Origin of the sequence: Phocaeicola faecicola (assembly GCF_013618865.1) — a bacterium.
In the GTDB taxonomy this organism is placed as follows: domain Bacteria; phylum Bacteroidota; class Bacteroidia; order Bacteroidales; family Bacteroidaceae; genus Phocaeicola; species Phocaeicola faecicola.
In genome coordinates this window covers 21,186-45,753 of the sequence record NZ_JABSOE010000012.1, presented here as the reverse complement: position 1 = coordinate 45,753, position 24,568 = coordinate 21,186, and the positions used below count along the sequence as shown (strand labels likewise).

The following is a 24,568-nucleotide window of genomic DNA, read 5'->3' as shown; positions in this document are numbered from 1 at the left end:
TGTTTTATTTCAATCTTGCAGTATATTATGGCTCAGAAACTTTGGGAAAAAAGCGTTCAGGTAAACGAAAAAATCGACCGGTTTACTGTCGGACGCGACCGGGAATTGGATTTATATCTGGCAAAGCATGATGTGTTGGGATCTATGGCTCATATCACCATGCTGGAAAGTATCGGTTTGCTGACTGCCGGCGAACTGGAGGTGTTGCTGGAAGAACTGAGAAACATTTATGCTTCGGCCGAGGCTGGAGATTTTGTCATCGAAGACGGCATAGAGGATGTGCATTCTCAGGTAGAACTGATGTTGACCCGCAAACTGGGAGATGTGGGTAAGAAAATACATAGCGGACGCTCGCGTAATGACCAGGTGCTGGTTGACTTGAAACTCTTTACCCGCGAACAGCTGAAGCAGGTGGTGGAAGAGGTGGAGGAACTGTTCCAGGTGCTGATTGCACAAAGCAACCGTTATAAGGATGTACTGATGCCCGGATATACGCATCTGCAGATTGCAATGCCTTCTTCTTTCGGCTTGTGGTTTGGGGCTTATGCGGAGAGTCTGGTGGACGATATGATGTTCCTTCAGTCGGCATACAAGATGTGCAACCGTAATCCTTTGGGCTCTGCTGCCGGATACGGTTCTTCATTCCCGCTCGACCGTGAAATGACGACCCGTCTGCTGGGATTTGACTCGATGAACTACAATGTGGTTTATGCACAGATGGGAAGAGGCAAGATGGAGCGCAATGTGGCCTTTGCGCTGGCTTCTGTGGCAGGTACCTTGTCGAAACTTGCTTTTGATGCCTGTATGTTCAGTAGTCAGAATTTCGGATTTGTGAAACTGCCGGATGAATGTACCACCGGTTCAAGTATCATGCCTCATAAGAAGAATCCGGATGTCTTTGAACTGACCCGTGCCAAATGTAACAAGATTCAGGCGCTTCCGCAGCAGATTATGATGATTATGAACAATCTTCCATCCGGATATTTCCGGGATCTGCAGATTATCAAGGAGGTGTTTGTACCGGCATTCGAGGAGTTGAAGGATTGCTTGCAGATGGCTACTTATATCATGGATAAGTTGAAGGTGAATGAGCATATCCTGGAGGATGACAAATACCTTTATATCTTCAGTGTAGAGGAGGTCAATCGTCTGGCGCTTCAGGGAATGCCTTTCCGTGATGCCTATAAGAAGGTGGGACTGGATATCGAGGCCGGAAACTTTACTCATAACAAGCAGGTACATCATACTCATGCCGGAAGTATCGGAAACCTTTGCAATGACCGCATTGTGGAACTGATGAACCAGCTCTTGGGCGGCTTTAATTTTGAGAAAGTAGAGGAAGCGGAGAAAGCGCTGCTGAAACGGTAAATTTGGTCTTCTAAAATAAGAAAACGGGTGAAATGTTTGGAGGATATTGCAAAACTCCTTACATTTGCACCCGTTAATATTGCGGAAATAGCTCAGTTGGTAGAGCATAACCTTGCCAAGGTTAGGGTCGCGAGTTCGAGTCTCGTTTTCCGCTCTTTCTTTGAAAGGATGCTCGAATGGTGGAATCGGTAGACACGAGGGACTTAAAATCCCTTGGCCATTGCGGCTGTGCGGGTTCAAGTCCCGCTTCGAGTACAGATGTATCGTTAAAGTTCTTGTAAAGCATAATTTACAAGAACTTTTCTTTTTTCTAAACGATTCTATTTTTTTGATTATACTTAATCAGTGTGTTCTTGGGTTCAAAGTTAAACCGAAAGTAAAACCAAGATTTGACTTTTTTTGTTTTTAGTTTATGCTATAACTGATATTGAATTGAAACTAAGATTTCTCTTGGTCGCATTTTAATCCATGAAGTATATTGTTGGATAGACGAATAAGTCGTATATCGATATTCTTTTTGGTTGAATAAGTTGCACAGACTCATCGAAAACCGCCATTTGTCTTTGATGTACGAAACTTCGGCATCGGCAAGCCATACGTGCTGATGATCGTTTTCATCGAGTTGGTTATAATAGTGTTCGCCAATGAGATGGATTTGACAGGTGGAGTTTCCTATTTCAAGGTGGATTCGCTGACGGATGTTGCATAAGGCTGGTAGATTATTACCTTCTCCGATGAGAGAACGATTACAGGTAAAAGATGCCAAATACGTGGTGTTGAACCAGGAAAGGGGTGTCCAGTTGATTTTAGGGGTTAGTATGAGTTGGGTGTAGCGGTAGTTTTGGATTGATCCCTGTCCTGCCTGTTTTCCTTCACTGTGGACGAGTTGGGTTTCCAGTGAAGTTTTCAGATTCCAGCCATAGATGCCTTTTGAGAGCAGACTGGTGAGACTGTAGCTGCGATTATGATTAGGAACTTCCCAGGTTGTAAGAGTGAAGATACTGTCCCGATATCCTGAATGAGTCAATTGTTGGTTTTTCCGAATCCAGCAGCTTCCTGAAAGTGACCAGAAAAATTCGTGGACAGTCCGTTTGTAGGTCAGGTAAAAGGAATAGAGTTGATCCTGCAATTCTGGAATATGAGATGAAAAGGATACCAGGGTCCGGTAGTTCTTCCAGTAGGAATACGGGTAGTAAGCGGTGGCTTCTTCGTTTTTTTGCTGGATTTGAGCACGGGTGATTAATTCCCAACGTGGATTGAATTGCCAGTATAGTGAGACCGTCGGACTGATTCGTAAGTCTGTATATTGTGGATTGTTTTTTCTTAGATAAGCCGCATCGGCTGATACTGTCAATCGGAAAGAGTTTTGTTCCCACATCCACATAGGAGTGACGTAGAGTTTGAACTGGGGACTGGAGAAATTGGCTGTCTGATGCAGACATAACCATTCCCCTTGCATGCCTCCAGTAACCCCAAAGGTCATTCCGTTCTTTTTCCATTGGTGATATGCTTGGTTATCTATATAGACTTGCTGGAGTCCGAATGACTGATTGACTTGCGCAAATTGAAGTGTGGTGGGCTGGTAGGCATAGCGGAAGAAAGAGCGAAAGCCAGAGGTAGTGTGCTTGCGAGTCGTCAAGAGATTCAATTGGTTGGTTAGCTGAAGACTGCTCGTTTGCAGGCACTGTGTCAGTTCTGGGTTGCCGTGCAGGTTTTCCTGACTGTGCCCCCAAGTTCCATGGGCTTCCAGTAGATTTCGGAAGAAAGACCGTGTGCCGTTCCGTTCATAGTTGTAGGTGGCTTGCGCTTGATGCATGTACAGATTGTAATCTTGTGTTTGTGCGATATGGATTGTATCGGTAGGATAGTAGTAAATTTCCTGAGTACCTTGGTTACGACGTTGTTCGTTGTATAGGTAGTGGAAGGTGAAACGGGACTGTTGTTCCTCGTTTTTTCGGTAAAGACGGTTCACAGATACCAGGTGAGTAGTATTGTCCATCAACCGTTGTTTTTCCAAAGGGAAGGAAAAGGTAGGTTGTTCGATAAAGGTCGGAACATCGGTAGGCGTGAGAAAGTTTTGGTTGTCGGAAATCAGCTGTTGCAGTTCGGTGGAAAGATCTTTTCCGGTCTGGTCTGCCTTATATAAATAGATGCCTTGCCGTTCACGAGCCAGTTGTAAGGCATTGAGTTTTCCGTTATACAACATTTGGTCGCCATACCCACCCGCTGCCTGAAAGGTGAGTAACCAGCGGGAACGGACTTCCGGTTTTAGTGTAAGGTTCAAAGCCACTTTGTCACTTGGTATTTTGTTACGTAAGGAACGGATGGGTTGGAAGTGTTCAATCACTTCGGCACTTTTCACTGCATCAGCTGTCAAGTTCTCTGTGACTTGATTATACCGGCCTCCCGATACATCCATTCCTTCTACAGTAAATTGGCTGATAGCTTTTCCGTTGTATCGGATTTCCCCACTTTGTTCGTTTACGTCAATTCCCGGTAGTTTTTTCAGTGCCTCCTTGATGCTTTGCTCTTTCCCGGAGGTGAAACGAGACAAGTCGTATTTTACGGTATCTTGTTGCCCGTAGATACGTCCTCCCTTGATTTCCACTTCTTTCAAGGAAATGGCTTCCGGTTTGAGTCGGATTGTCATTTCTTTACCCTTCTGCACAGACCGACTTTCTTTCTGGTATCCCAAGTAGGTGACATGTACCGTCCATGCAGCATTTTCGGATACGGAAAACGAGAAATATCCTTTTGGGTCGCTTAAGGCATACTTGTAGACGGTACGGCTTGAGTCACGTGTGAGGGTGATTGCGGCCCTTTCCAGCGGTTGGTGTGTTTCGTTGTCGATGACTTTCCCTTTTATGAGAAACTGTGCTTGCATCTGACAGGTGAAAAGCAGGAAGAAGAAAAAAATCAGGGATTTCATACGGTAGGAAGATTATTCAGACAGTTCAATAGGGTTATAAGGAATAGAGAATGATTTCATGGAGTTTCCATGTTCGTCGGTTACACTTACCTTTACATTGGGCGCAGCCGAGGCGAGGAAACTTATCGGATCTTTGGCCATCCGTTCATACATTTTGTGTAAGTTGGAGCGGGAAACTTTTTCCCTTCCTTTGAGATTAATCAGAATGGGTGTTGGGGTTTTGCATTGTTCTATCCCGGTACAGCTGAACGTATAGTGCTTCTTATTATCCTCTGCTTTGATAATCAGTCCTGGCAATCCGAACAGTTTCCAGGGCCCTTCCGAAACCGGAATTTCTAAAGTGTACCAAGCAATATAGGTTCTGCCTTTAAAGCGGCAGGTAGCCTTCTGGCAGGAATAAGAAAGAAGGGTGGTTGTATCGGGGAGAAGTGTCCATTCCGGTATTTCCTCTTTCTCTTCACACAAAAAATTGGTGGTTGCCAGGCGGTCGAGCGTGGTGACTTTTCCTGCAGGGTAATGTTTGAATATCTGGTAAGAAATTTGGGGATTTCCAATTGCTGTGGCATGTTGTAGCATGGTTTCCTTGGATGCGCCTGCTTTGGCATCAGCCATCAATAACGAGTCACGTACATAAAAGTTATAACTGTAGCATTTGCTATACTGTTTGCCGATTTCCAGCATCAAGGTTTCTTGACCAGGTTTGGCATCTTCCGAAACCGTATCTTGCAGGTAGGTCATCTCATACTGTACCTTGATGCGTTGGGTATCAATGGAGTCTTGGTTAAAGATGGAACTTGTATCCACGACAAATATTTGTGCGTGTGAAGAGAGTGCAGTGTACAGACAGCTTAACAGACAGACTGTAAGAAAGAAAGTTTTTTTCATATTTCTGTAATTTAAAGTTTTCTGATACAACAAAGGTAAACGGGGATACGGCGAATTTCAGAGAAAAGTTATTACTGAAATATTATTCTTTTCAAATTGGGAAAAGGGACATACCTTATAAATCGTATAAGGTTTTTATTTTTGTAGAAAAGAATTTGAAAGATGGGAAAACAAATCAAACTGGTGTGGATATTGACAATCGTAACAGCTTTGCTGGTGATTGGCGGGCAAGTGTATTGGCTGCACCATCAATACACTTATACGGCGTTAGCTTATATGGCTCGGTTGAATGATACCTTGCTAGTACTTCAGGATAAGAATTTTACGTTGGCGTTAGATGCCAACCATACCATCAAAATGATGGACGCGGATCGGACTATGAAAGATTCTGATTTAGTTAAGCTGGGATATTCTTTGAAAATGAATTTTGAGGAAGGAAAGGCTGAATCGTATGTCAGGTTTTCTAAATTATATGATGAGGATTCGTTGGGTAATTTGCATCTGGTAGACTCATTTAATGTTACTGGTCTGTCTCTCGATGAAGTTGTGAATGCAAGTTTGCGTTACACTAAGTATGCCGACCGGCCGTTTGACTTGTATGTATTAGATTCACTTTTCACCAGTCACCACATTTATGCGACGGATTGTCAGTTGGTCAAACTTGATTCTTTTCTTTGGCAGGGGACGTATGTAGTTGAGAGATCATTCATGAAGTATCGCATGAAATTTATTTATCCCTACAACCCTTTTGTCCGCGATGCGGTGACAGGGTATATCGACCTTCCGACAAATCCATTGTTGAAAGAGATGGGATGGCAGCTGATCGGTTCGCTTATACTGATTTTGTTGTTGATTTTCTGTTTGATTTATCAGGTACGGACCATCTTGAAACAGTACAAACTGGATGAATTGAGGACAGGTTTCGTCAATACGATGATCCATGAGTTGAAACGTCCGGTGCAGACCTTGAAGATGTGTGTGGCGTTCTTGAACAACAAGCGGATGCGGAAAGATGAGCAGATGATGGATGAAGTGGTGAAAGACTCCATGTTCGAACTTGATAATCTTTCAGCCTATTTGGTGAAGGTACGCGAGATGACGCGGGCGGATGATGAGCAAACCCCACTTTCTGTACGCTTGTTTAATTTGAGTGAGACCTTGGAAAAATTATTGAGACTGACCGTGATTCCGGCAGACAAACATGTACGTTTTGAGACTCAGCTCACTCCTAATCCGTTGTGGATAGCTGCTGATTCAGTACATCTCGCGAATAGCATCAGTAACTTGCTGGAGAATGCCATAAAGTATTCGGGTAATGAAGTCTGCATTCGTATCAGTGCCACGTTGTCAGAAGGTAAGCTGGTGATACAGGTAGCCGATAATGGTTTCGGTATATCTCCCCAAGACCGGTTGCACATTTTCGACAAGTTCTATCGTTCGGAGCAGGTCATCGACCGTAGTTTGCCGGGAATTGGGTTGGGATTGAGTTATGTGAAACTGATGGTGGAAGCCCATGGAGGAACCGTGGGTGTAGAAAGCATATTGGGTAAAGGTTCAGTCTTCACTCTCGAAATTCCTCAATCAAAATGACAATGTATGAAACACTTGAAGATTCTTTTTGCAGATGACGATTTGAAATATGCCATGATTCTGAAACGCTTTCTGGAAGCCGAGGGGTATGAGGTGTTCTATGCCGGCAATGGACGGATTGCCTTGGAACAGTATCCCGAAGTGAAACCGGATTTGGTGTTGCTGGATATCAATATGCCCGTGGTGAATGGGTATGAGGTGGCCCGGCAGATTCGGGAACATGATCGGCATGTGTTGATTTTCTTCCTGACCGACCGTTCTGACAAGACGGACCGTCTGGAAGGTTTTAAGGTGCGAGCCAATGATTATCTGGCCAAACCTTTCTATCCGGAGGAACTGATTGCCCGGATTCAGGAGCGTTTCGGAGATGTGGAAGATACGGTGGACAAAGAAGTGTATCAGTTGGGACATACTACTTTTGATTATACGAACAATGAATTGCGTACTCAAGCCAATAAGGTGATGATTACTTCCCGTCAGGCAGAACTGCTTCGTATATTGATAAAGCATAGGAATTCTGTGGTGAGCAGGGAGCAGTTGTTAGAGCATGTATGGGGAGACGCTTCGTATGCTAATTCCTTAGCTTTGAACGTACAGATAACGTATTTGCGCAAGGCTTTGAAAGGAGATTCATCGGTTAAAATCGAATCGGTGATGAAAAAAGGTTATGTGCTACGGGGATAGTTGAAGACTGGATTCGGCAATCATGATTGTCAGTGCAACAAGTGTATAATCAGCTATTCTCTTGTTGCCATTCTCATTGTATAGGATACCGTTCTTGTCAAGGAAATATAGGAAAATTGTTGCTGCGATACGTTTGTTCCTATCACTAAAGCTATGGTTTTTGGTAACAAAGTAAAGCAAGTTGGCTGCTTTTTCTTCCAAAGTAGGATAGATATCTTCACCGCCAAAACTCTGGTATATATTACCGATACTACCTTTGAAGGAGTCGTCTTTTTCATGACCGAACAAATCTGAGTCTGCGTTAAAACGCATCTGGTCAATCAGGCTCCGGCATTCTTAGTAGCTTAAAACGTAAGTAGCCTTGCTTCCCTCCGGGAGTTTCATGTACTGGTGGTCATAATCATCAAGTAAGGAAAGTGCGGTGTTGTAATTCTCAATTACGCTAAGTACCTGTTTGGCATCGTATTGTCATTATGAGTGGTGTAAATATATGATTTTTGCACTATTGATTTGCAAAATTCTGTAATGTATCTAAGTATTTATCGCTTATTATTAATGTGTTATATTTTACTCGTGTTTTACAAGGGGTAATTCTTGATTCCTGTTTCAGGCACAATAAAAATGCAATCATTTGTATAACATAACATTGATTGCATCTTTTTTATTTGTAGCATATTAATGGTATGTAATGCAATAAAAATGTCATGATTTTTACTGTGAATGTTGTTGCTTGTTTATACTTCTGTAATGCCATCCTTCTACATTTGCAGCAATTCTTAATCTATATTAATTATGAACTATTTATCTTTAGAAAAGGGGTTTAGGGGACTTTGTTTCTTTATTATGCTATTCTTGCTTTTGATAAGCGGTTTGTCCACTGAAGCAGCGGTAGTACAAAGTCAAGGTAAAAGAAAGTTATCAGGAAATGTAACAACAACAGAGTTTGGTGCTCCAGAGCCTTTACCGGGTGTATTCATTAGTACCAAGGATATGAAATCCGGAGGAATTACAGATGGAAACGGGCATTATGAAATTGAAATTCCGGACGATGTGAATGTGTTGACTTTCAGTATGGTCGGATATAAAACGTTAGAACTCCCAATAAAAGGAAGGCAAATATTAGATGTGGTAATGCAGTCGGAAACGATACAGATGAATGATGTGGTGGTAACTGCATTAGGTATCAAAAAAGAAGCGAAAAAATTAGGATATGCCGTGCAGACGGTAGAAAGTAAGAGTTTGTCAGAAATGCCTAATCCTAGTATCGCTACTACTTTAAGTGGAAAAGTGGCGGGTATGACGGTTTACAATACTCCGAATATGCTTCAAAAAAACAGCATTAGTCTGCGTGGAGTTGCCGATCCGGTTATTGTGATTGACGGAGTACCTACCAATACAAATCTTTACGATATTAATCCTATGGATATTGAGAGTATTTCTGTATTGAAAGGTGCTACTGCTGCTGCGCTTTATGGTTCGAAGGGGCAGGCTGGAGCTATTCAGATTACCACTAAGACTGGAAAGTCTAAAACAGGGCAGCCTGCTGTATCTGTAGAATTTAGCCAGCGCTCAATGTTTCGTGCCGGATGGATTGTATTTCCAGAAACCAATAATCAATATGGTAATGGTTTGAACGGTCAGTATGCTTATTTTGATGGGAAAGGTAACGGTTTGTATGATAATGACTGGGTTTGGGGACCTAAATTGGATGTGGAAGATCCATCTACTGAGAGTGGTTATTGGGAGACTACTCAATGGGATAGCCCGAGGGATGCAGATGGAAATCTGATTCCGACTCCCTTCGTTTCACGGGGAAAGGATAATCTGAAAAATTTTTTAGAGACAGGATATACTTTAAGTAATAATGTAAGTGTTACCAGTTCTACGGAGAAAACGACTTTCCGGGTGAATTTAGGATATGACTATCAAAATGGTGAAGTACCTTCTACGGCCTTACATACATATAATGCCAGTGTGTCGGTCAATACTCAGTTGAACGATCGCTTGAAATTTTCAGGGAATGTAATGTACAATAAGATGAATTCACCTAATTATCCACGTATTGGATATGGAAATATCAATATTCTTTATTGTATGCTTATTTGGATGGGGCCGGATGTAGATGTTCGTGATTTCAGAAATTACTGGGTTCCTGGGAGAGAGGGGTATGAGCAGCGTTTCTTTAATCTTTCGTGGATCAATAATCCGTATTTTGCAGCTTATGAACAAAAGCAGATCATGAATCGTGATAAGACTTTTCTTACTGGAACATTGGATTATACTATCATGAATGGATTGAATGTTTCGTTTCGTCAAAGTGCAGATATTGTATCACAGACTCAGGAAATGACCTGGCCTTATAGTTTTATTGGGGAAAGCGCAGAAAAGGGTAATTATCAGCTTACAGATACTCATAGTGGAAATTACAACAGTGAACTGTTCATAAGATATGAGAAAAAAATAAATGATTTTTCTTTGAATGCAATGGTTGGAGGAAGTATTAATTTTTCAAAGGACCAATGGCATGATTCGAAGACACAGGGGCTGAAGGTTCCTAATGTATATAACCTTAGCAATTCATTAGGTAATGTCATTTCCCGCAATGAATTGACGAATTATTTAAGAAACAGCGCCTATGCTACATTGGATTTAGATTATAAATCCACTTATTTCTTGAGTCTGACTGCCCGTGAGGATGCTTCTTCAGCACTACCTCAGGATAATAACAGCTATTTTTATCCTTCAGTATCTGGTTCTGTGATATTGTCCAATCTGTTTAATATGTCTGATGCTTCTTTCTTGAAGATAAGAGGTTCCTGGGCACAAGTAAGAGCCGATTTGAGTCCGTATGAATATATGACTGCTTACTCTCCGTCAATCACTTATGGTAATAATAATGCAGTGGCTTATCCGGCCGTGTTAGGAAATCAGGACCTGAGACCTTCGGATACAAAAGGTTTTGAACTTGGACTTACTGGTAAATTTTTTGCCGGAAGACTAGGATTTGATGCCACTTATTATCGTAATATTGATTCTGAACAGATTTTTAATCAAAGCGCTTCGCTGGCATCAGGATTTACAAGTTATAAGATTAATGGAAACGAATTTATTCGTCAGGGAGTAGAACTTACTGTAGATGCGATACCGGTTCAGACCAGCAATCTGGTTTGGAATACTTCTGTGAACTGGAGCTTGCATCGTCGTACCTTAAAATCAGTTTATGGAGGAGCTGATCACTTGGGGGATGTGAAAGTTGGGGAGCGTATGGATAAATATATGGTAGACAATGCAATGCTATATGCTCCGGACGGACAACTTATTATTGGTGAGAATGGTTTGCCTGTCAGGGATGACTATCGTAAATTTGTCGGTTATCTTTCTCCTGACTGGACAATGAGCTGGAGCAATACCATTCATTTTTTGAAGGACTTCTCGTTGAGTTTCTTGTTTGATGCTCGTATCGGAGGAGTTCAGCATGCAACAATGAGTGAGAAATTCTGGTATGCAGGTGTGCATAAAGATGCGGTGGGGCCGGATCGTGATGCTTATGTAGAGTCGAAAGGAGGAAAAGTATATAAAGCTGATGGAGTAAATGTAATTTCCGGCTCTTTGATACGCGATGCCGAAGGCAATGTGATAAGTGATACTCGTCAGTTTGCCCCGAATCAGTATATGACTGATTACAAGAGTTTCACGGAACAGTATTATGTACGATTGAACGGCGAAACAATGGCTTATGATGCCTCCTTCTTGAAAATGAGAGAATTGTCATTAATGTATAATGTCCCTTCTGAATTTTTGAATAAGTTGCATTGCGGAATAAAGAATGTTTCATTAAGTGTGATAGCAAATAATTTGTTTATACTTACTAAAGTTCCATTGGCCGATCCGGATGAAGGAACAGATGCCAACTTGCAGTTTCCTTCTGCACGGAATGTCGGTTTTAATATTAATGTCAAATTCTAAAGTTTGTTGGATATGAAAAAAATATACTGTTTATTGTTCACCGTATGGGTCATGACCTTATTTTCTTGTCAGGTAGAAAAATATAATGCAGACCCTAATAATCCTATGACGGTCAGTCCTCAAGTGCTGCTGCCTGATGTGTTATTTTATTCCTGCAGGAACGGTAACGAGAGAGAGTGTAGTTTATTGACCCGATATACTGTGGGAGTGAGTGATATACAGGACTGGCAGACATATAATCTGCCCCGTGGAGGTTTCTCTCAGTACGATCAGTTGCGTAATATCACGAAAATGCAGGAGGCTTGTGCCGGAAATCCGCAGAATAATGCCTATTTGGCTATTGCACATATTCTGAGAGTACATAATTTCTACACTTTAACGATGCTGTATGGAGATGTTCCGTATTCTGAGGCGCTGCAAGGGGAGAATATGGATAAACCGGTTGAGGAGCGTTTTTATCCTTCTTATGACAGGCAGAAATCTATTTTTATAGGTCTGTTGAATGAACTGGAGGAGGCAAATCAATTGTTAAAAGATGAGTCTTTGACAATAGAAGGTGATATTATTTATGAAGGAGATATAAAGAAATGGAGAAAACTGGCGAATAGTTACAAACTGAAAATTCTGATTATGTTGAGTAATCGGACAGATGACGCAGGCTTGAAACCGGCTGAGGCATTTGCACGGATTATTGCCGATCCATTGAATTATCCGATATTTGAATCAGAGGAAGAACAGGCACAACTTGATTATCTGAATAGCCAGGGAGTGATGTATCCATGCTACAATGATTTGGATATGAGAAATAAACGTTTTATAGGGGACGTGATATGTGATCTGCTTGTTTCACTGAAAGATCCCAGATTGTTTGTCTTTGCTCAGCCGGCTGTATCATTTTCGGGAGAAATACCGGCAGATGATTTTCGCGCTTATAAGGGGTTGGATGCTTCTAAGGCCTTGACAGATGTCAGTGCAGATGCTGCAACAGGAGAATATAGCCGGATCAATATCAACCGTTATACAAGCGATCCTGTAGGAGAACCTGCCTTATTCTTGAGTTACTCTGAACTGATGCTGGCTAAGGCAGAGGCAGCGGTACGAGGATGGATTTCAGCAGATGCTTCACTTTGTTATCAGGAAGCAATACGTGCTTCATTTAATTATTATGGATGTGAGGCTGATTATGAAGACTATGTCGTGCGGAATGCTTTTGATGAGAACCGGGGACTGGAGCAAATCTGTCAGCAACGCTATATCCTGTTTTTCATGCAGGGTGATTATGAGTCTTGGTTCCATGCTCTTCGTACCGGATACCCACATATAGAATGTGGTAAGGGACAGATGGTGTCTCAATTGCCTTACCGGTTAAGATATCCTCAGAACGAGATAGATGTGAATCAGGAGCATATGGAAGAGGCGTTGAGTGCTCAAGGTTTTCAGGAGGATGCTAGCGATCAAAAGCCTTGGATATATTGATATAATGTAAAGCTATAAAATCTACGAATATGAGCTGGTCTAAACTATTATTATTGTCTATTTTCTGTAATTTGGGCATGTCTTATGCCCAGGTTACAGACAGTTGTGGCTGGATAGGCAAACAGTTGCCTGCCTGGGAGAAAGGAGAACTGGATATTCATCTGATAAATACAGGACGTGGGGAAACGAATTTCATGATTCTTCCAGATGGAACCACATTGATGGTCGATGCTGGAGAACTGATTTTGACTGATCCTCGTACATGGTCTGTCCGTAATACATCTCCTAAACCGGATGGTTCCCGGTATGCATATGAATGGACGGTATATTATTTGAATAAGATTCTTCCTTCAGCGCATAAAAAGATTGATTATGCCTTGATTACCCATTTTCATGATGATCATTATGGCTCAGTAGGGGAAGGGTCTCAGTCGTCTAGAAAAGGAAATTATTTACTTTCCGGAATTACCGGAGTAGGCGAATTCTTACCTATAGGAAAAATTGTAGACAGAGGATACCCTGAGTATAAGGAGCCTTATGATGTGGCTTATTGTTTGAGTGGGAAATCGGATACTGTAGAATATTTTACCTTTAAGAATTATCTCCGTTTTATAGAATGGCATAGACAACACCAGGGAATGGAAGCGGAGAGTTTTAAAGTGGGAAGTAGTAAACAGTTTGTATTGAAATATGCTCCAGAAGATTATCCTGAATTTTCTATTCGGAATTTACATGTGAATGGAGTAATTTGGGATGGTATAAGGGAAGATGGAAAAATAAATACATTTCCGGATACTACTGTTTTCAAGGCTCAGGAGAATTGTTTGAGTGCGGGAATACGCATTGATTATGGAAAATTCCGTTTTTATCTTGGTGGAGATATTCCTGGATATGCGGCGCTGGGAACACTGAAATGGAATGATGTGGCTTCTGCTGTCGCACCTGTAATTGGCCGGGTCGATGTAGCGGTGATGAACCATCATGGGGGAAGAGATGCTTTGAGTGAGAAGTTAATAAGTACTTTGGCTCCCAGAGTCTGGCTTCAGCACGTATGGTCGAGTGACCAGCCGGGACTGGAAACGTTTTATAGAGTTCGGTCTTCCTGGCTCTATGAAGGTGAGCGGGACTTGTTTTCTACTAATCTTTTACAGCCACTTCAAGATGTGGCCGGACCTGATTTGAAAAATAGTTATGAAAGTTGTAATGGGCATATCGTACTTCGGGTACAGCCGGATGGGCGGTATACGGTTTTTGTCTTGGATTCGGATACGCCTGAGATGAAGATTAAAGGAGTATGGAATTATTGTGCCTCTCATAAATAAGAGAGAGTCTTGTATTGAATCAAGGATTTTCTTGTTTATAAAAAAAGATTCATGATGTCGGTTGGGAAAGACTGTTATTGCATAATTTAGCCTTCATATATCCGGCATCATGAATCAACTGATTAATGTTGTTCTCAGTTACAGGGGCATCATTGTATCAATGATAGTTGTATGTGAGAACAAGAAGGTTATCAATGTCTGCACTGATGGTCGGCATCGTGGTGGTGGCAGCTTTCTCCGGAATCCTGGATGTTTCCATTCAGATAAGCCGTTACAACTTCCATGATGGGGCCGCTGCATCCTCTGATGACGTTGATACCGCATGAAGATAATTTCTCGAGAGCTCCCATACCCATGTTGCCGGCCAGCATGACGGTGATTCCGTCAGCCTGAAGTTTAGAAGCAATGTTTGATTTGCATCCGCAGCCCTGTGGTGAAGGGATATTCTCTGTCATGACCACCTGATTCTCCTCATTGACGGTAACGATGGTATAAAACTCACAATGTCCGAAATGGTTGTCAATCATGCCATTTCTTGTCGGTAATGCTATTTTCTTCATATTCGTATAGTTATTTTGATTGATATTGTCTGAATCAATGCCATTGCATCTTCCGTTGCACCCCGGACAGGTAATATTATCGGGTCTCAGGCCGGGAATGATGTTGTTTACCAGCATGCCGCACCGTTCGCACTGAAACCATTGGGCTTCCATGTAGGAGGCTCCTCCTTCAACGGTCAGAGGAAGCCGGTCGATGATGGCTTGTGCGATTTTTTTCCGGGCCGATGCATAGATACGTGTCAGCGTAGGGCGGGAGATGCCCATTCCTTCTGCGGCTTCAGCCTGTGTCTTATCCTCGTAGTCGCAAAGCAGGATGGCTTCGTATTCTTCTGCATAAAGCGTGATGCCCTCACTGCTTTTTCTGCACTTTCCGGACGGAATGAATCCGCTTCCTGCGGGAATCTCTCTTACTTTTCGGATGTTTTTTGGACGGGGTGACATGACTGTTTTCTTTTTTCTGCTGTAAATATAATGAACATTTGTTCAAAACAATAAAAATAAAATAACTTTTTACCGGTTATTTTTCAGAAGGTTACACTCCTTAACCGGATTTGATTCTTGTTGAACCGTTCTTCCATCATATAAGGAGGAATGATGGATTTCAGTGTGTGGAGGACGGCGTTGACCATTCTTTCCCTGATGAAATCATCTTTGATAAACATCGATACGCACCGCTGGGCCGGAGGATTTCCGGGAAGCGGCAGGATATTTTTCTGCTGTTCTTCCGTGAGCGACTGGATGTGAAGTTCCGGTATGATGGTATATCCTCCGTTCTTATCCACGATTCTGACGAGGGTTTCTATGCTTCCGGCTTCATAGATATGATTGCCGACTTCCTTGTTCTTGCAGAAATTCATGGCCCCATTGGGGATACAGTGCCCTTCTTTCAGGATCCACATCTGTTCGGGTGGCAGTTCTTTCCGCGAAATGGCCTCCCGGCTCTTATGGCAGTCTTTCGAGAAATAAGCCACAAATTTTTCAATGTATACCGGTATCTCAAGCAGGTTGTCGGTATGGGGCGGAGGAGTGGTAATGACAATGTCCAGATTTCCGAATTTAAGTGCCTGCATCAGTGATTCGTTTTCTCTTTCGTCGATGAACAGGTTTACTTTCGGATAGTTTTTCCTGAAATGGAAGATAAAATCGGGCACCAGATAGGGAGCGATGGTAGGCAAGATGCCAATCCGGAGGCTTCCGCTCATGCTGTCCATTTCATCGGCCACAATCTCCTTGATTTTTTGCGACTCATTCAAGGCGATTTTGGCCTGCCGGATGATTTTCTCTCCGACTTGTGTGGGAGCAATGTGTTTCCGGTCGCGGTTGAATATCTTGACATCCAGTTCCTCTTCCAGTTTTTGTATCATGGCGCTCAAGGTGGGCTGGGTTACTCCACATGCCTCTGCCGCCAGTACGAAGTGACGGTATTTATCGAGTGCCACTATATATTCCATCTGTTGTAAGTTCATGTTTCAATAGATTTGGTCTATACAAAGATAAATAAAATCTGTTGTCCCCTTGATAAAAGCAAACTACTTTTGTATCAGAAACCTAAAAGAAGAACGATGGACAGAATATTAAGAAAATGGGACATATTCAGACGGATACGTCTGATATTGGGAATGCTTCTGATAGCTTATGGAATGTATTCCGGCGAAGTGGCAGTTTTTCTTCCTGGATTCCTGCTGGTATGGATGGCCATCCTGAATTTATCAGGCTGTTTTTTCGGAGGCTGTGCAACTTCACAGAGCCAGAAGCTCTTGTATAAAGACTTTGTAAAAGTATATGATGTACGTAACAATAAAAGATAACCATTAAAAAAGATATAGCATATGAAAGCAATGAATTTGACAAAAGCAGATTTCTTAAATAAAGTAGCAAACTATGAAGCCAATCCGAATGAATGGAAATTCCTGGGTGAACGTCCTGCCATCATCGATTTCTATGCTACTTGGTGCGGCCCGTGCAAGATGCTTGCCCCTGTGCTCGATGAGCTGGCTGCCGAATACGAAGGACAGATCGATATTTACAAGGTGAACGTGGAAGAAGAGGAAGAACTTTCGGCCTTGTTCGGTATCCGCAGTGTACCTTCTATCTTGTTTATCCCGATGGAGGGACAGCCGCAGATGGCACAGGGAGCGATGCCTAAACCGGCCTTGAAAGAAGCCATCCACAGCGTATTGTTAAAGTAAAGCCACAGGAAGCGACTGATGGCTGTCTCATGAATCCGGCGGATGAGGCCTGAAATATGATATGCCCTTAGCATATAGGAATCTTCACATTCCGATACGCTAAGGGCATACTTATTTTCTAAAGAGAAATTATTCTGCCGGATTTTCCGCGGCAGCATCTTTTTCCTGGCTGCTGATTTCTTCCTTATATTGTGAAGGCGTCTTGCCTGTAAACTTCTTGAATGCCGTACTGAAATACCTGCTGGAGGAGAACCCTGTCTTTTCTGCAATTTCAGTAATGCTCAGTTCATTGTCTCTCAGCATGGTCATGGCAGTCTCCATTTTCAGCTTGTTGATATATTCGTTCGGCCCAATGTTGGTGAGTGTCTTTATTCGGTTGTACAGACTGGCTCTGCTGGTACCCATTTCCCGGCAGATGAAGGTAATGTTCAGTGCCTCGTTGTCGATGTTCTCTACAATGATCTTATTCAGTTTAAATAAGAACGTATCATCCGAAGAGCAGACAGCCTTGGGCTCTTCGATGGTACTGGGGGCAAACATGTATCTTTTCCGGATTTGTTCCCGGAGCAGCAGACGGCTGGAGACAGTCACCAGCAGTTTTTCTATGTCGAACGGTTTCTCCAGATACGTATCTGCTCCTGTACGGTATCCGTCCATGCGGCTCTCTTCATCTACACGTGCCGTCAGCAGAATCACCAATATGTGATTGATGTTTACGTTTTCCTTGATTCTCCGGCATAGTTCATATCCGTTCATTTTCGGCATCATGATATCACTGATTACGATATCCGGAATTTCATTCAGGGCTATCTGAAGTGCTTCTTCTCCATTCGAAGCCAGATAGAAGTGCTTGAAGTGGCCTGAAAGAGCCGAGGATATGAAATTGCGCAGTTCTTCATTGTCGTCTACATACAGACAGGAATAGTTTGAAATATCAATCTGATTCTCCAGCGGGATGTATGTTTCGTCTTCTTCACCGGACTTTATCAAGTCATTCAGATACTCATGGGACGGTTCTTGTGCGGCAGACTGATGCTGATGCACGGGCAGTTCATAGAAGAAACAGGCTCCCTGGTCTTTATTGTTGCAGGCCCCGATCTGTCCGTGATGTTGCTCAACCAGTATTTTGGCGTATGACAGGCCGATGCCGCTTCCTTCCTTTTCGTTTTTGCCCTGGTAGAAGCGGGTGAACAGTTTGTTCAAGTCTACGTTGTTTAGTCCGCACCCCTGGTCAATCACGGAAATGCGTACAGACTTTCCTTCATCAATCAACTCCGTACGGAGGATGATGGTCGAATTGGGATTGCTATGCTTAAATGCATTGACAATCAGGTTCGTCAGTATAATCAGATGCTTTTCCTTGTCAAAATCTACTTTGGTAATGCGGTGGTCCATTTCATACTTCAGGGAAATATTCTGTTTTTCTTCCTCGTATGAAAAGTCCTTGCCTACCTCTTTTACCCATTCGTTCAGCATGTAGCTTCCCAAGTTCATCGTATGTTCGGTCATTTCCATCTTTCTCAGGTTCAGTACCATGTTCAACAGATCTTTCATCCGCCTGGACTGTTTCAGTACGTTATGGATGGTAGGATAAATCGGACTGTTTTCCGGAAGCGTCTGCAGCAGACTGCTTAATGGGGTATGTATAAGTGTCAGAGGGGTTCTTAATTCATGGTTGATATTGATTAAAAATCTTACTTTCTCTTCGTAGACCTTTTGCTTGTGTTCCTTAATGGCAGAAGCCATCCGTTCTTCTTTCCGTTGCAGCAGGTTGATGATAATGAATGCACCGATTCCCAGTGCCGCGATGATGCACAGCGTGATGAACCACCAGCTCTGGTACCAGGCTGGAGGAATGTATAAGGTAATGAGGGTCTGCGGAGAAGTCCATTCTCCGTCTTTCGTATCACACGACACTGCAATCTGATAAGTGTCCGGGGTAAGCGAGTACAGTGTAATTTCTGGAGTATTGTTTTCAATAATCTGTGAATTGCTTCCGGAAATGTACCATCGGAATGTCTTTTTCCGACAGATATTTTCTTCGTGTGTCATCACCTGTATGCTTACGTTTTTATTGTAACTCGACAGGGAGAGGGTCTTATGCTTAAAATCAACGGAAGAAAGCATACTTTGGTTGTCGCATAGAATATCGGTAAGCGAGAAGGTAGGGACAGAGGCTGCTTCTTGGGTATATTGGGACTGGTTGATGCAAAGTAGTCCGTTCACTCCTCCCATATAGATGTCTCCCTGACGGGAAATCATGACTGCTTTGTCCAGAAATTCATTCTGGGCAGCACCGTCCGATTCATCGAAGGAGATCAGTTTTTTATCCTTGATGTGCCAGACCAGCAGCTTATGATTGGTTCCTATCCACACGCGTCCGTTATTGTCACAGATGACGGTTGAGATGTCTTTAAGCCATGGACTGTGGACCGGTGTCTCCGTCTTCTTCAAAGGATCATAGCAGGACAGTTCCTGGTTGCTTCCTATCCAGAAGTTTCCATAAATATCTTTTGAGGCCGACCGGATGGTCGTTGTCGTCTTGGCTGTATAAACCGTCTGTATCTGGTCTGTCTCCTGACTGATGGCATAGATATGTTTTTCGTCATATAAGTAGGTATGACAGCTGTCGGACTTGAACGGTATAGCCTGTCGCTGCAGATTGTCTATCAGCGGATATACGCTTCGCGTAGAAGGGTTGTATTTGTAAATCTTTGATGATAGAATCAGGATGGACTGTGGCGAGTTCTGATAAAGGTTGACCGCCTTTCTTCCATACAAAGCATATTGCTGGATGAGGGGATTGCCTTCATTTATTTTGGTCAGTTTGCCTGTTTTTTTGTTAAACGTGAAAAGTCCTTTTGAAAAGATGGAAACCAGAAGTTCTGTGGAACTGTATCGGGTAATGGAAGCAATCTTTTCTCCCCAGGTTTCAGGGAAATGCTTGAACTGCTTACGGACAGGGTCGAACAGATTCACCCCGCCTCCGTCTGTTCCTATCCAGATTTTTTCGGAATCGGGTTCCTGGTAGAAAGACAGAATCGCTTTCTCACTGAGCCCGCTGGGAACATTCAGAGGGGCATCTCCATAGGTGTGCATGAAAGTCGGGCGGATATGGATTAACCCTCCCTTTACACTTCCGGCCCAGCAATTATCGTTGTCATAGCCCTGATACAGGCAGACAATCGAGTTGACGGGCAAGGAGTTTCTGTCGCCCGATGTATGGATAAGGTTTTTAATGGAGTGGTCTTCCGGATTGATGATATTGATTCCTCCTCCATCTGTGCCCGTCCATATTTCTCCTTTGTGTTCGCTGAAGCACAGGATGATGTTATGGCTTAATGAGGAATTTTCTGTCGTGTAGGAAGCTATTTCCTTGCCGGTTTTGTCATAGCAGGTGATACCTTTGTTGTAGATGCTGGTCCATACCCGCTGCTTGCTGTCAATGAATACCTGATTGATCTCTTTATGCGACGTAATCGGAGGGAAGTCCTTTTCTCCAGTTTGAAGATTCAGCAGGAATATTCCGTTCCACTTGTTGACGCAAAGCAGGTGATTCTTATCCCACTCCCAGATTTCATGAATGAAAAAATTTTCCAGTTTCTGTTTAAATGGGAGATACATTGCTATTTTGCGGGTAGAATAATCATATTTCCACACGGCCGACCGGCTGATAAAAAGAATGCCGTCACGGATTTTGCAGGCAGCTGTGGCAAGCAGGTTATTTTCATTTTTTTCTTTTATCGTATGAAAAGTGTCCGAGTGTCTGTCGTAGCGGGCAAGCCCTTTGTGGGTAAGTACCCAGATTTGCCGTGAACTGTCTTCTATGATCTGGAGTATCTCGTTTCCCGGGAGAGAGGTCGAGTCATCAGGAAGGTGGGTATAGGTCTTTAAGGTGTATCCGTTGAACTGCCCCAATCCTTTTTTGGATCCTATCCATACATACCCGTTGGATTCAGCATAGACTTTTTGGATAGAAGGAGGGAAACCTTCCGTAATGGATAATTGCTGATAGAGAAAATCATGGGCATATGCAGACAGTGAGAAAAGGAGCAGGATGGCAAATAGTACAACTGTGATACGGACCTTCATAATTTAAGATTCTTGGATTTTAGTACAAATATAAGTTTTTTTATTCTTTTTATTAGAGGGTTGGGGGATTTCCTTGGGTTGCTTCCGGTTTTTAGCCTGTTTTTATTCAAAAATCGGGGTGTCAGGCCTCAAATATTGATTATTGGAGCCATTTTTAATGTTTTTCGAACTATAAATAGTGATTTTGAAACATGGGGAATTTTAATTTCTTAAATCTTTGCACCCGTTAATAACTCAAATCGAAGAATAAACACAATTCATTAACTTTAAAAACAGACTATGGAATCAGTACAAAGTAAAGTACATTTATTATGTATTTGTTTGGTCGTTTTGCTACTTTGCCCTTTTGCGGTTTATGCACAGAAGGGGACTATATCCGGACAGGTTATAGATGAAAAGGGTGAAACTGTGATTGGGGCAACGGTTCAGATTAAGGGAACTTCAGTCGGAACGATTACCGATTTTGATGGAAATGTTTCTATTGAAGGTAAGGTAGGTGACGTATTGGTTATTTCTTATGTAGGATATAGCACTTTGGAAACCAAGGTAGCCAAATTGGGAGACAACCGTTGGGTGCTGAAGGAAGATGCGGAAATCCTGGATGAAGTAGTTGTGGTCGGATATGGTACGGCACGAAAAGGAGACCTGACCGGAGCGCTGACTACCATGAAGCCGAATGCCAACGATGCGGCAAAGGCTCATTCTCTCGATAACCTGCTTAATGGAAAGGTAGCCGGACTTGTAGTTAGTTCTACTTCGGCTATGGCAGGAGCTGCATCGTCTATTCAGATCCGTGGTGCCAGTTCACTGCGTGGAGACAACCAGCCGTTATATGTAATCGATAATATTCCTCAGGCTTCTGCCGGAGAGTTTGCTTCTTCTGGTATCAGTGGAGATTTCCAGATTAACCAGGATCCTTTGGCTTCTTTGAACCCTTCCGACATTGAAGATATTACGGTATTGAAAGATGCGTCTTCAACTGCCATCTATGGTTCACGCGGTGCCAATGGTGTGATTTTGATTACGACTAAAAAAGGAAAACAGGGAAAGGCCAAGATAAACGCTTCTGCGAACTTTACCATTGCAAAGCCTTCAAAATTGCTGGAGATGACCGATTTGCGTGAGCATGCCATGTATATCAATTCCCGTGTTTCCAACGGTGAATATCCTTTTTATCTGGTAGGAGATGAGGTGAGATATGTATATAATGACGCATTGGCTCATTATGATCCGAATAATCCGGCTACTTATCACCTGGTGAATTACCGCAACTGGCAGAAAGAAATCTATACAACGGCTTTTTCTCAGAACTACTCGCTTTCTGTAAGCGGAGGAACGGATAAGGCTACTTATTATATCTCTGCCAACTTCAAGGATATCAACGGTACTGTAAAACAAACCGGTTTGAAGCAGGGAGACTTGCGTGCAAACATCGGTATGAACCTGTCGAAGAATACTCGTTTGAATATGATATTGAGTGGATCTATCCGTCAGAATAACATGATGGCGGGAGGATCTACGCTGGGAGGCGCTACTACAGCGGTTTCTCGTACTGCACTGGATTATGCGCCGTTTGAAATGCCGGAGGATGACCCTTCGTTCCAGGCAGAGAACAAAACAACGGTGATGAGCTGGCTGAATGACTATGAAGACGTGACGAACGACAAGACATTCAATGCCAGTATGGATTTCTCTTGGGATATCTTGCCGGGATTGCGTTATAACTTCCGTACAGGAGGAAACCTGAACTTGAACGACCGTAAGCGTTGGTACGGTATGCAGTTGTATCAGGGTATGAACAACAATGGTTACCTGGCTATTTCGAATCTGGACAAGAGCAATGTAACCATCGAAAATGTGTTGACTTTTAATCATAAGCTGGGAGACGTAGCCATGTTGGATATGACTGCGGGTGTGACTTATGATGATTATAATTTCTTGAACCAGAATGTAAACGGTACTCAGTTCTCTATGTTTGAACTGAGAGAGAACGGAATTCATATGGCAGGCAATGTACAGCATCTGGAGCCGGTTCAGAAAGACTATCAGTTGCTTTCTTACCTGGGACGTATCAATCTGTCTTTTCTGGATAAGTATTTAATTACTGCTTCTCTCCGTGCCGACGGTTCAAGTAAGTTTAAGAAAGGTAACCGCTGGGGATATTTCCCTTCAGCTTCTTTGGCATGGCGTATGGAACAGGAAGAATTCCTGAAGGATGTCAGCTGGCTGAATCAGTTGAAACTCCGTGCAAGCTATGGTGTGACGGGTAACCAGAGTATCGATCCTTATTCTACTTTCTCAATGTATGGAGGTGGTGATTTCCATTATGCCGACGGTGCCGGAAATCAGGAATCTACGCTGACTGTGACCAATCTGCCGAATGACGGACTTACTTGGGAGAAAACTTCTTCCTGGAACATTGGTTTTGACTTCGGATTGTTCCGCTCACGTCTTACTGGTACGTTGGATCTTTATATGAAGCAGACGAAAGACTTGCTTATTTCCAGAAACCTGCCGGGTTCTGCCGGATTCAGCTCTACTTATTATAATCAGGGATCGTTGGACAACAAAGGTGTGGAATTCTCTCTGACTGCGCAGATTATAGATACGAAAGACCTGAAATGGAGCTTGACGGGTAATATCGGTAAGAACAAGAGTAAGATTGTGGACTTGGGATTGCTTCCTACTGGATTTGGCTGCCTGGGTGAAAGAATCGGATATTATGGCAACTCGCTGGGAGACCATTTTGGAGTAGGTCATATCTTCCTGCAGGGTGAGGCTCCGGGATTGTTCCTGGGATATGTGACTCAGGGTATTGTTCAGCCGGAAGACATTACCGATCAGGGTGTCAAGTATATGAAGGATGACGGAACTGTAGGTTATTACAAGGATGTAAATGGAAATTTACCTGTAGCAGGTGATATCAAGTTTGTGGATAAGGATGGCAATGGAAGCATTAATACTTCCGACCGTGACATTATTGGAAATCCGAATCCAGGATTTACTTATGGTTTCCAGACTAATTTCTCATGGAAGGGCCTGTCTTTCTCGGCCGCTTTCAACGGAGTACACGACAGAGATGTAATCAATGTGAATAACCGTTACATCAACACTCCGGGAACTAAGGCTGGTACTATTTCAAAGGAGGCCTTTAAGGGAATGTGGACTGCAGAGAATCATTCAAATCTGTATCCGTCATCTAACTACATTGTTCAGAATATGGTGATGGACCGCTATGTGGAGGATGCCAGCTATCTGCGCTGCTCGGATATTACGCTGAGTTATGTGTTGCCTGCTGCGTGGATGCAGAAAATCGGTTTCCAGAATGCATCGGTGTTTGCTTCTGTCAAGAATGCATTTGTACTGACCGATTACAGCGGTTATGATCCGGAAGTGAATAGCTTTGCTTTTGATGGTTTGCGTCCTGGGGTAGATATGAATGCCTATCCTACTCCTCGCCAGTTTATATTTGGATTAAATGTGACATTCTGATTTTAGTATTGATAA

At 42.9% G+C, this 24,568-nt stretch carries 14 protein-coding genes, 2 tRNA genes and 1 pseudogene; 11 read left to right on the top strand and 6 right to left on the bottom strand.

Annotation, left to right across the window (positions count from 1 at the left end):
• The first annotated feature begins 27 nt into the window (after window positions 1-27).
• The 3 genes from argH (at window position 28) to H3001_RS05240 (ending at window position 1,623) form a co-directional block, all read left to right on the top strand.
• The gene (gene argH / locus H3001_RS05250) at window positions 28-1,368 is read left to right on the top strand and encodes an argininosuccinate lyase (protein ID WP_178244259.1); all 1,341 of its coding nucleotides are present in this window, start codon (window positions 28-30) and stop codon (window positions 1,366-1,368) included.
• 81 nt (window positions 1,369-1,449) lie between these two features.
• Window positions 1,450-1,522: transfer RNA gene (locus tag H3001_RS05245), tRNA-Gly, on the top strand.
• A gap of 16 nt (window positions 1,523-1,538) precedes the next feature.
• Window positions 1,539-1,623: transfer RNA gene (locus H3001_RS05240), tRNA-Leu, on the top strand.
• A 160-nt stretch (window positions 1,624-1,783) separates the two neighbouring features.
• On the opposite strand, the gene H3001_RS05235 is transcribed toward H3001_RS05240, so the two are convergent.
• Both H3001_RS05235 and H3001_RS05230 read right to left on the bottom strand, forming a co-directional pair.
• Window positions 1,784-4,297, bottom strand: a complete 2,514-nt coding sequence (locus H3001_RS05235; protein ID WP_178243669.1) for a carboxypeptidase-like regulatory domain-containing protein — start codon at window positions 4,295-4,297, stop codon at window positions 1,784-1,786.
• A gap of 12 nt (window positions 4,298-4,309) precedes the next feature.
• Window positions 4,310-5,182 (bottom strand): GLPGLI family protein, encoded by an 873-nt coding sequence (locus H3001_RS05230; RefSeq protein WP_181214270.1) that lies wholly within the window; start codon window positions 5,180-5,182, stop codon window positions 4,310-4,312.
• Between the two features lie 162 nt (window positions 5,183-5,344).
• Here H3001_RS05230 and H3001_RS05225 point away from each other — a divergent pair, with 162 nt between their 5' ends.
• Both H3001_RS05225 and H3001_RS05220 read left to right on the top strand, forming a co-directional pair.
• Window positions 5,345-6,772, top strand: coding sequence for a sensor histidine kinase (locus tag H3001_RS05225; RefSeq protein ID WP_181214269.1), 1,428 nt, complete (start codon window positions 5,345-5,347; stop codon window positions 6,770-6,772).
• Between the two features lie 6 nt (window positions 6,773-6,778).
• A complete protein-coding gene (locus H3001_RS05220; protein ID WP_178243675.1) occupies window positions 6,779-7,456 on the top strand; it encodes a response regulator transcription factor in 678 nt (225 codons plus the stop codon).
• On the opposite strand, the pseudogene H3001_RS05215 reads toward H3001_RS05220, so the two are convergent.
• Window positions 7,445-7,750: pseudogene (locus tag H3001_RS05215) on the bottom strand (type II toxin-antitoxin system death-on-curing family toxin); the annotation flags it as partial. The gene H3001_RS05220 and the pseudogene H3001_RS05215 sit on opposite strands and share 12 nt — an antisense overlap.
• Before the next feature lie 498 nt (window positions 7,751-8,248).
• Here H3001_RS05215 and H3001_RS05210 point away from each other — a divergent pair.
• The 3 genes from H3001_RS05210 to H3001_RS05200 are packed head-to-tail and all read left to right on the top strand — an operon-like array spanning window position 8,249 to window position 14,220.
• Window positions 8,249-11,422 carry a SusC/RagA family TonB-linked outer membrane protein gene (locus H3001_RS05210; RefSeq protein ID WP_181214268.1) on the top strand — a complete coding sequence of 1,058 codons (3,174 nt, stop codon included), beginning with the start codon at window positions 8,249-8,251 and terminating at the stop codon, window positions 11,420-11,422.
• A gap of 12 nt (window positions 11,423-11,434) precedes the next feature.
• The gene (locus tag H3001_RS05205) at window positions 11,435-12,898 is read left to right on the top strand and encodes a SusD/RagB family nutrient-binding outer membrane lipoprotein (RefSeq protein ID WP_181214267.1); all 1,464 of its coding nucleotides are present in this window, start codon (window positions 11,435-11,437) and stop codon (window positions 12,896-12,898) included.
• A gap of 29 nt (window positions 12,899-12,927) precedes the next feature.
• Complete coding sequence (locus H3001_RS05200; protein ID WP_181214266.1) at window positions 12,928-14,220, top strand: MBL fold metallo-hydrolase; 1,293 nt, start codon at window positions 12,928-12,930, stop codon at window positions 14,218-14,220.
• A gap of 191 nt (window positions 14,221-14,411) precedes the next feature.
• On the opposite strand, the gene H3001_RS05195 is transcribed toward H3001_RS05200, so the two are convergent.
• Together H3001_RS05195 and H3001_RS05190 are read right to left on the bottom strand one after the other, a co-directional pair.
• Window positions 14,412-15,221 (bottom strand): DUF134 domain-containing protein, encoded by an 810-nt coding sequence (locus H3001_RS05195; RefSeq protein WP_181214265.1) that lies wholly within the window; start codon window positions 15,219-15,221, stop codon window positions 14,412-14,414.
• Between the two features lie 83 nt (window positions 15,222-15,304).
• Window positions 15,305-16,246, bottom strand: coding sequence for a LysR substrate-binding domain-containing protein (locus H3001_RS05190; RefSeq protein WP_178243683.1), 942 nt, complete (start codon window positions 16,244-16,246; stop codon window positions 15,305-15,307).
• Window positions 16,247-16,342: 96 nt separating this feature from the next.
• Here H3001_RS05190 and H3001_RS05185 point away from each other — a divergent pair, with 96 nt between their 5' ends.
• The gene (locus tag H3001_RS05185; RefSeq protein ID WP_181214264.1) at window positions 16,343-16,588 is read left to right on the top strand and encodes a hypothetical protein; all 246 of its coding nucleotides are present in this window, start codon (window positions 16,343-16,345) and stop codon (window positions 16,586-16,588) included.
• A 21-nt stretch (window positions 16,589-16,609) separates the two neighbouring features.
• Window positions 16,610-16,969, top strand: a complete 360-nt coding sequence (gene trxA, locus H3001_RS05180; protein WP_178243685.1) for a thioredoxin — start codon at window positions 16,610-16,612, stop codon at window positions 16,967-16,969.
• A gap of 129 nt (window positions 16,970-17,098) precedes the next feature.
• Here trxA and H3001_RS05175 read toward each other — a convergent pair whose 3' ends face one another.
• The gene (locus H3001_RS05175) at window positions 17,099-21,061 is read right to left on the bottom strand and encodes a response regulator (protein ID WP_181214263.1); all 3,963 of its coding nucleotides are present in this window, start codon (window positions 21,059-21,061) and stop codon (window positions 17,099-17,101) included.
• Between the two features lie 279 nt (window positions 21,062-21,340).
• Here H3001_RS05175 and H3001_RS05170 point away from each other — a divergent pair, with 279 nt between their 5' ends.
• Window positions 21,341-24,553 (top strand): SusC/RagA family TonB-linked outer membrane protein, encoded by a 3,213-nt coding sequence (locus tag H3001_RS05170; protein WP_178243689.1) that lies wholly within the window; start codon window positions 21,341-21,343, stop codon window positions 24,551-24,553.
• The last annotated feature ends 15 nt before the right edge of the window (window positions 24,554-24,568 follow it).

Bases quoted from the DNA above. Each gene is read 5' to 3' on its own strand.
- argH (WP_178244259.1), top strand. From the start codon at position 28: ATGGCTCAGAAACTTTGGGAAAAAAGCGTTCAGGTAAACGAAAAAATC.
- H3001_RS05235 (WP_178243669.1), bottom strand. From the start codon at position 4,297: ATGAAATCCCTGATTTTTTTCTTCTTCCTGCTTTTCACCTGTCAGATG.
- H3001_RS05230 (WP_181214270.1), bottom strand. From the start codon at position 5,182: ATGAAAAAAACTTTCTTTCTTACAGTCTGTCTGTTAAGCTGTCTGTAC.
- H3001_RS05225 (WP_181214269.1), top strand. From the start codon at position 5,345: ATGGGAAAACAAATCAAACTGGTGTGGATATTGACAATCGTAACAGCT.
- H3001_RS05220 (WP_178243675.1), top strand. From the start codon at position 6,779: ATGAAACACTTGAAGATTCTTTTTGCAGATGACGATTTGAAATATGCC.
- H3001_RS05210 (WP_181214268.1), top strand. From the start codon at position 8,249: ATGAACTATTTATCTTTAGAAAAGGGGTTTAGGGGACTTTGTTTCTTT.
- H3001_RS05205 (WP_181214267.1), top strand. From the start codon at position 11,435: ATGAAAAAAATATACTGTTTATTGTTCACCGTATGGGTCATGACCTTA.
- H3001_RS05200 (WP_181214266.1), top strand. From the start codon at position 12,928: ATGAGCTGGTCTAAACTATTATTATTGTCTATTTTCTGTAATTTGGGC.
- H3001_RS05195 (WP_181214265.1), bottom strand. From the start codon at position 15,221: ATGTCACCCCGTCCAAAAAACATCCGAAAAGTAAGAGAGATTCCCGCA.
- H3001_RS05190 (WP_178243683.1), bottom strand. From the start codon at position 16,246: ATGAACTTACAACAGATGGAATATATAGTGGCACTCGATAAATACCGT.
- H3001_RS05185 (WP_181214264.1), top strand. From the start codon at position 16,343: ATGGACAGAATATTAAGAAAATGGGACATATTCAGACGGATACGTCTG.
- trxA (WP_178243685.1), top strand. From the start codon at position 16,610: ATGAAAGCAATGAATTTGACAAAAGCAGATTTCTTAAATAAAGTAGCA.
- H3001_RS05175 (WP_181214263.1), bottom strand. From the start codon at position 21,061: ATGAAGGTCCGTATCACAGTTGTACTATTTGCCATCCTGCTCCTTTTC.
- H3001_RS05170 (WP_178243689.1), top strand. From the start codon at position 21,341: ATGGAATCAGTACAAAGTAAAGTACATTTATTATGTATTTGTTTGGTC.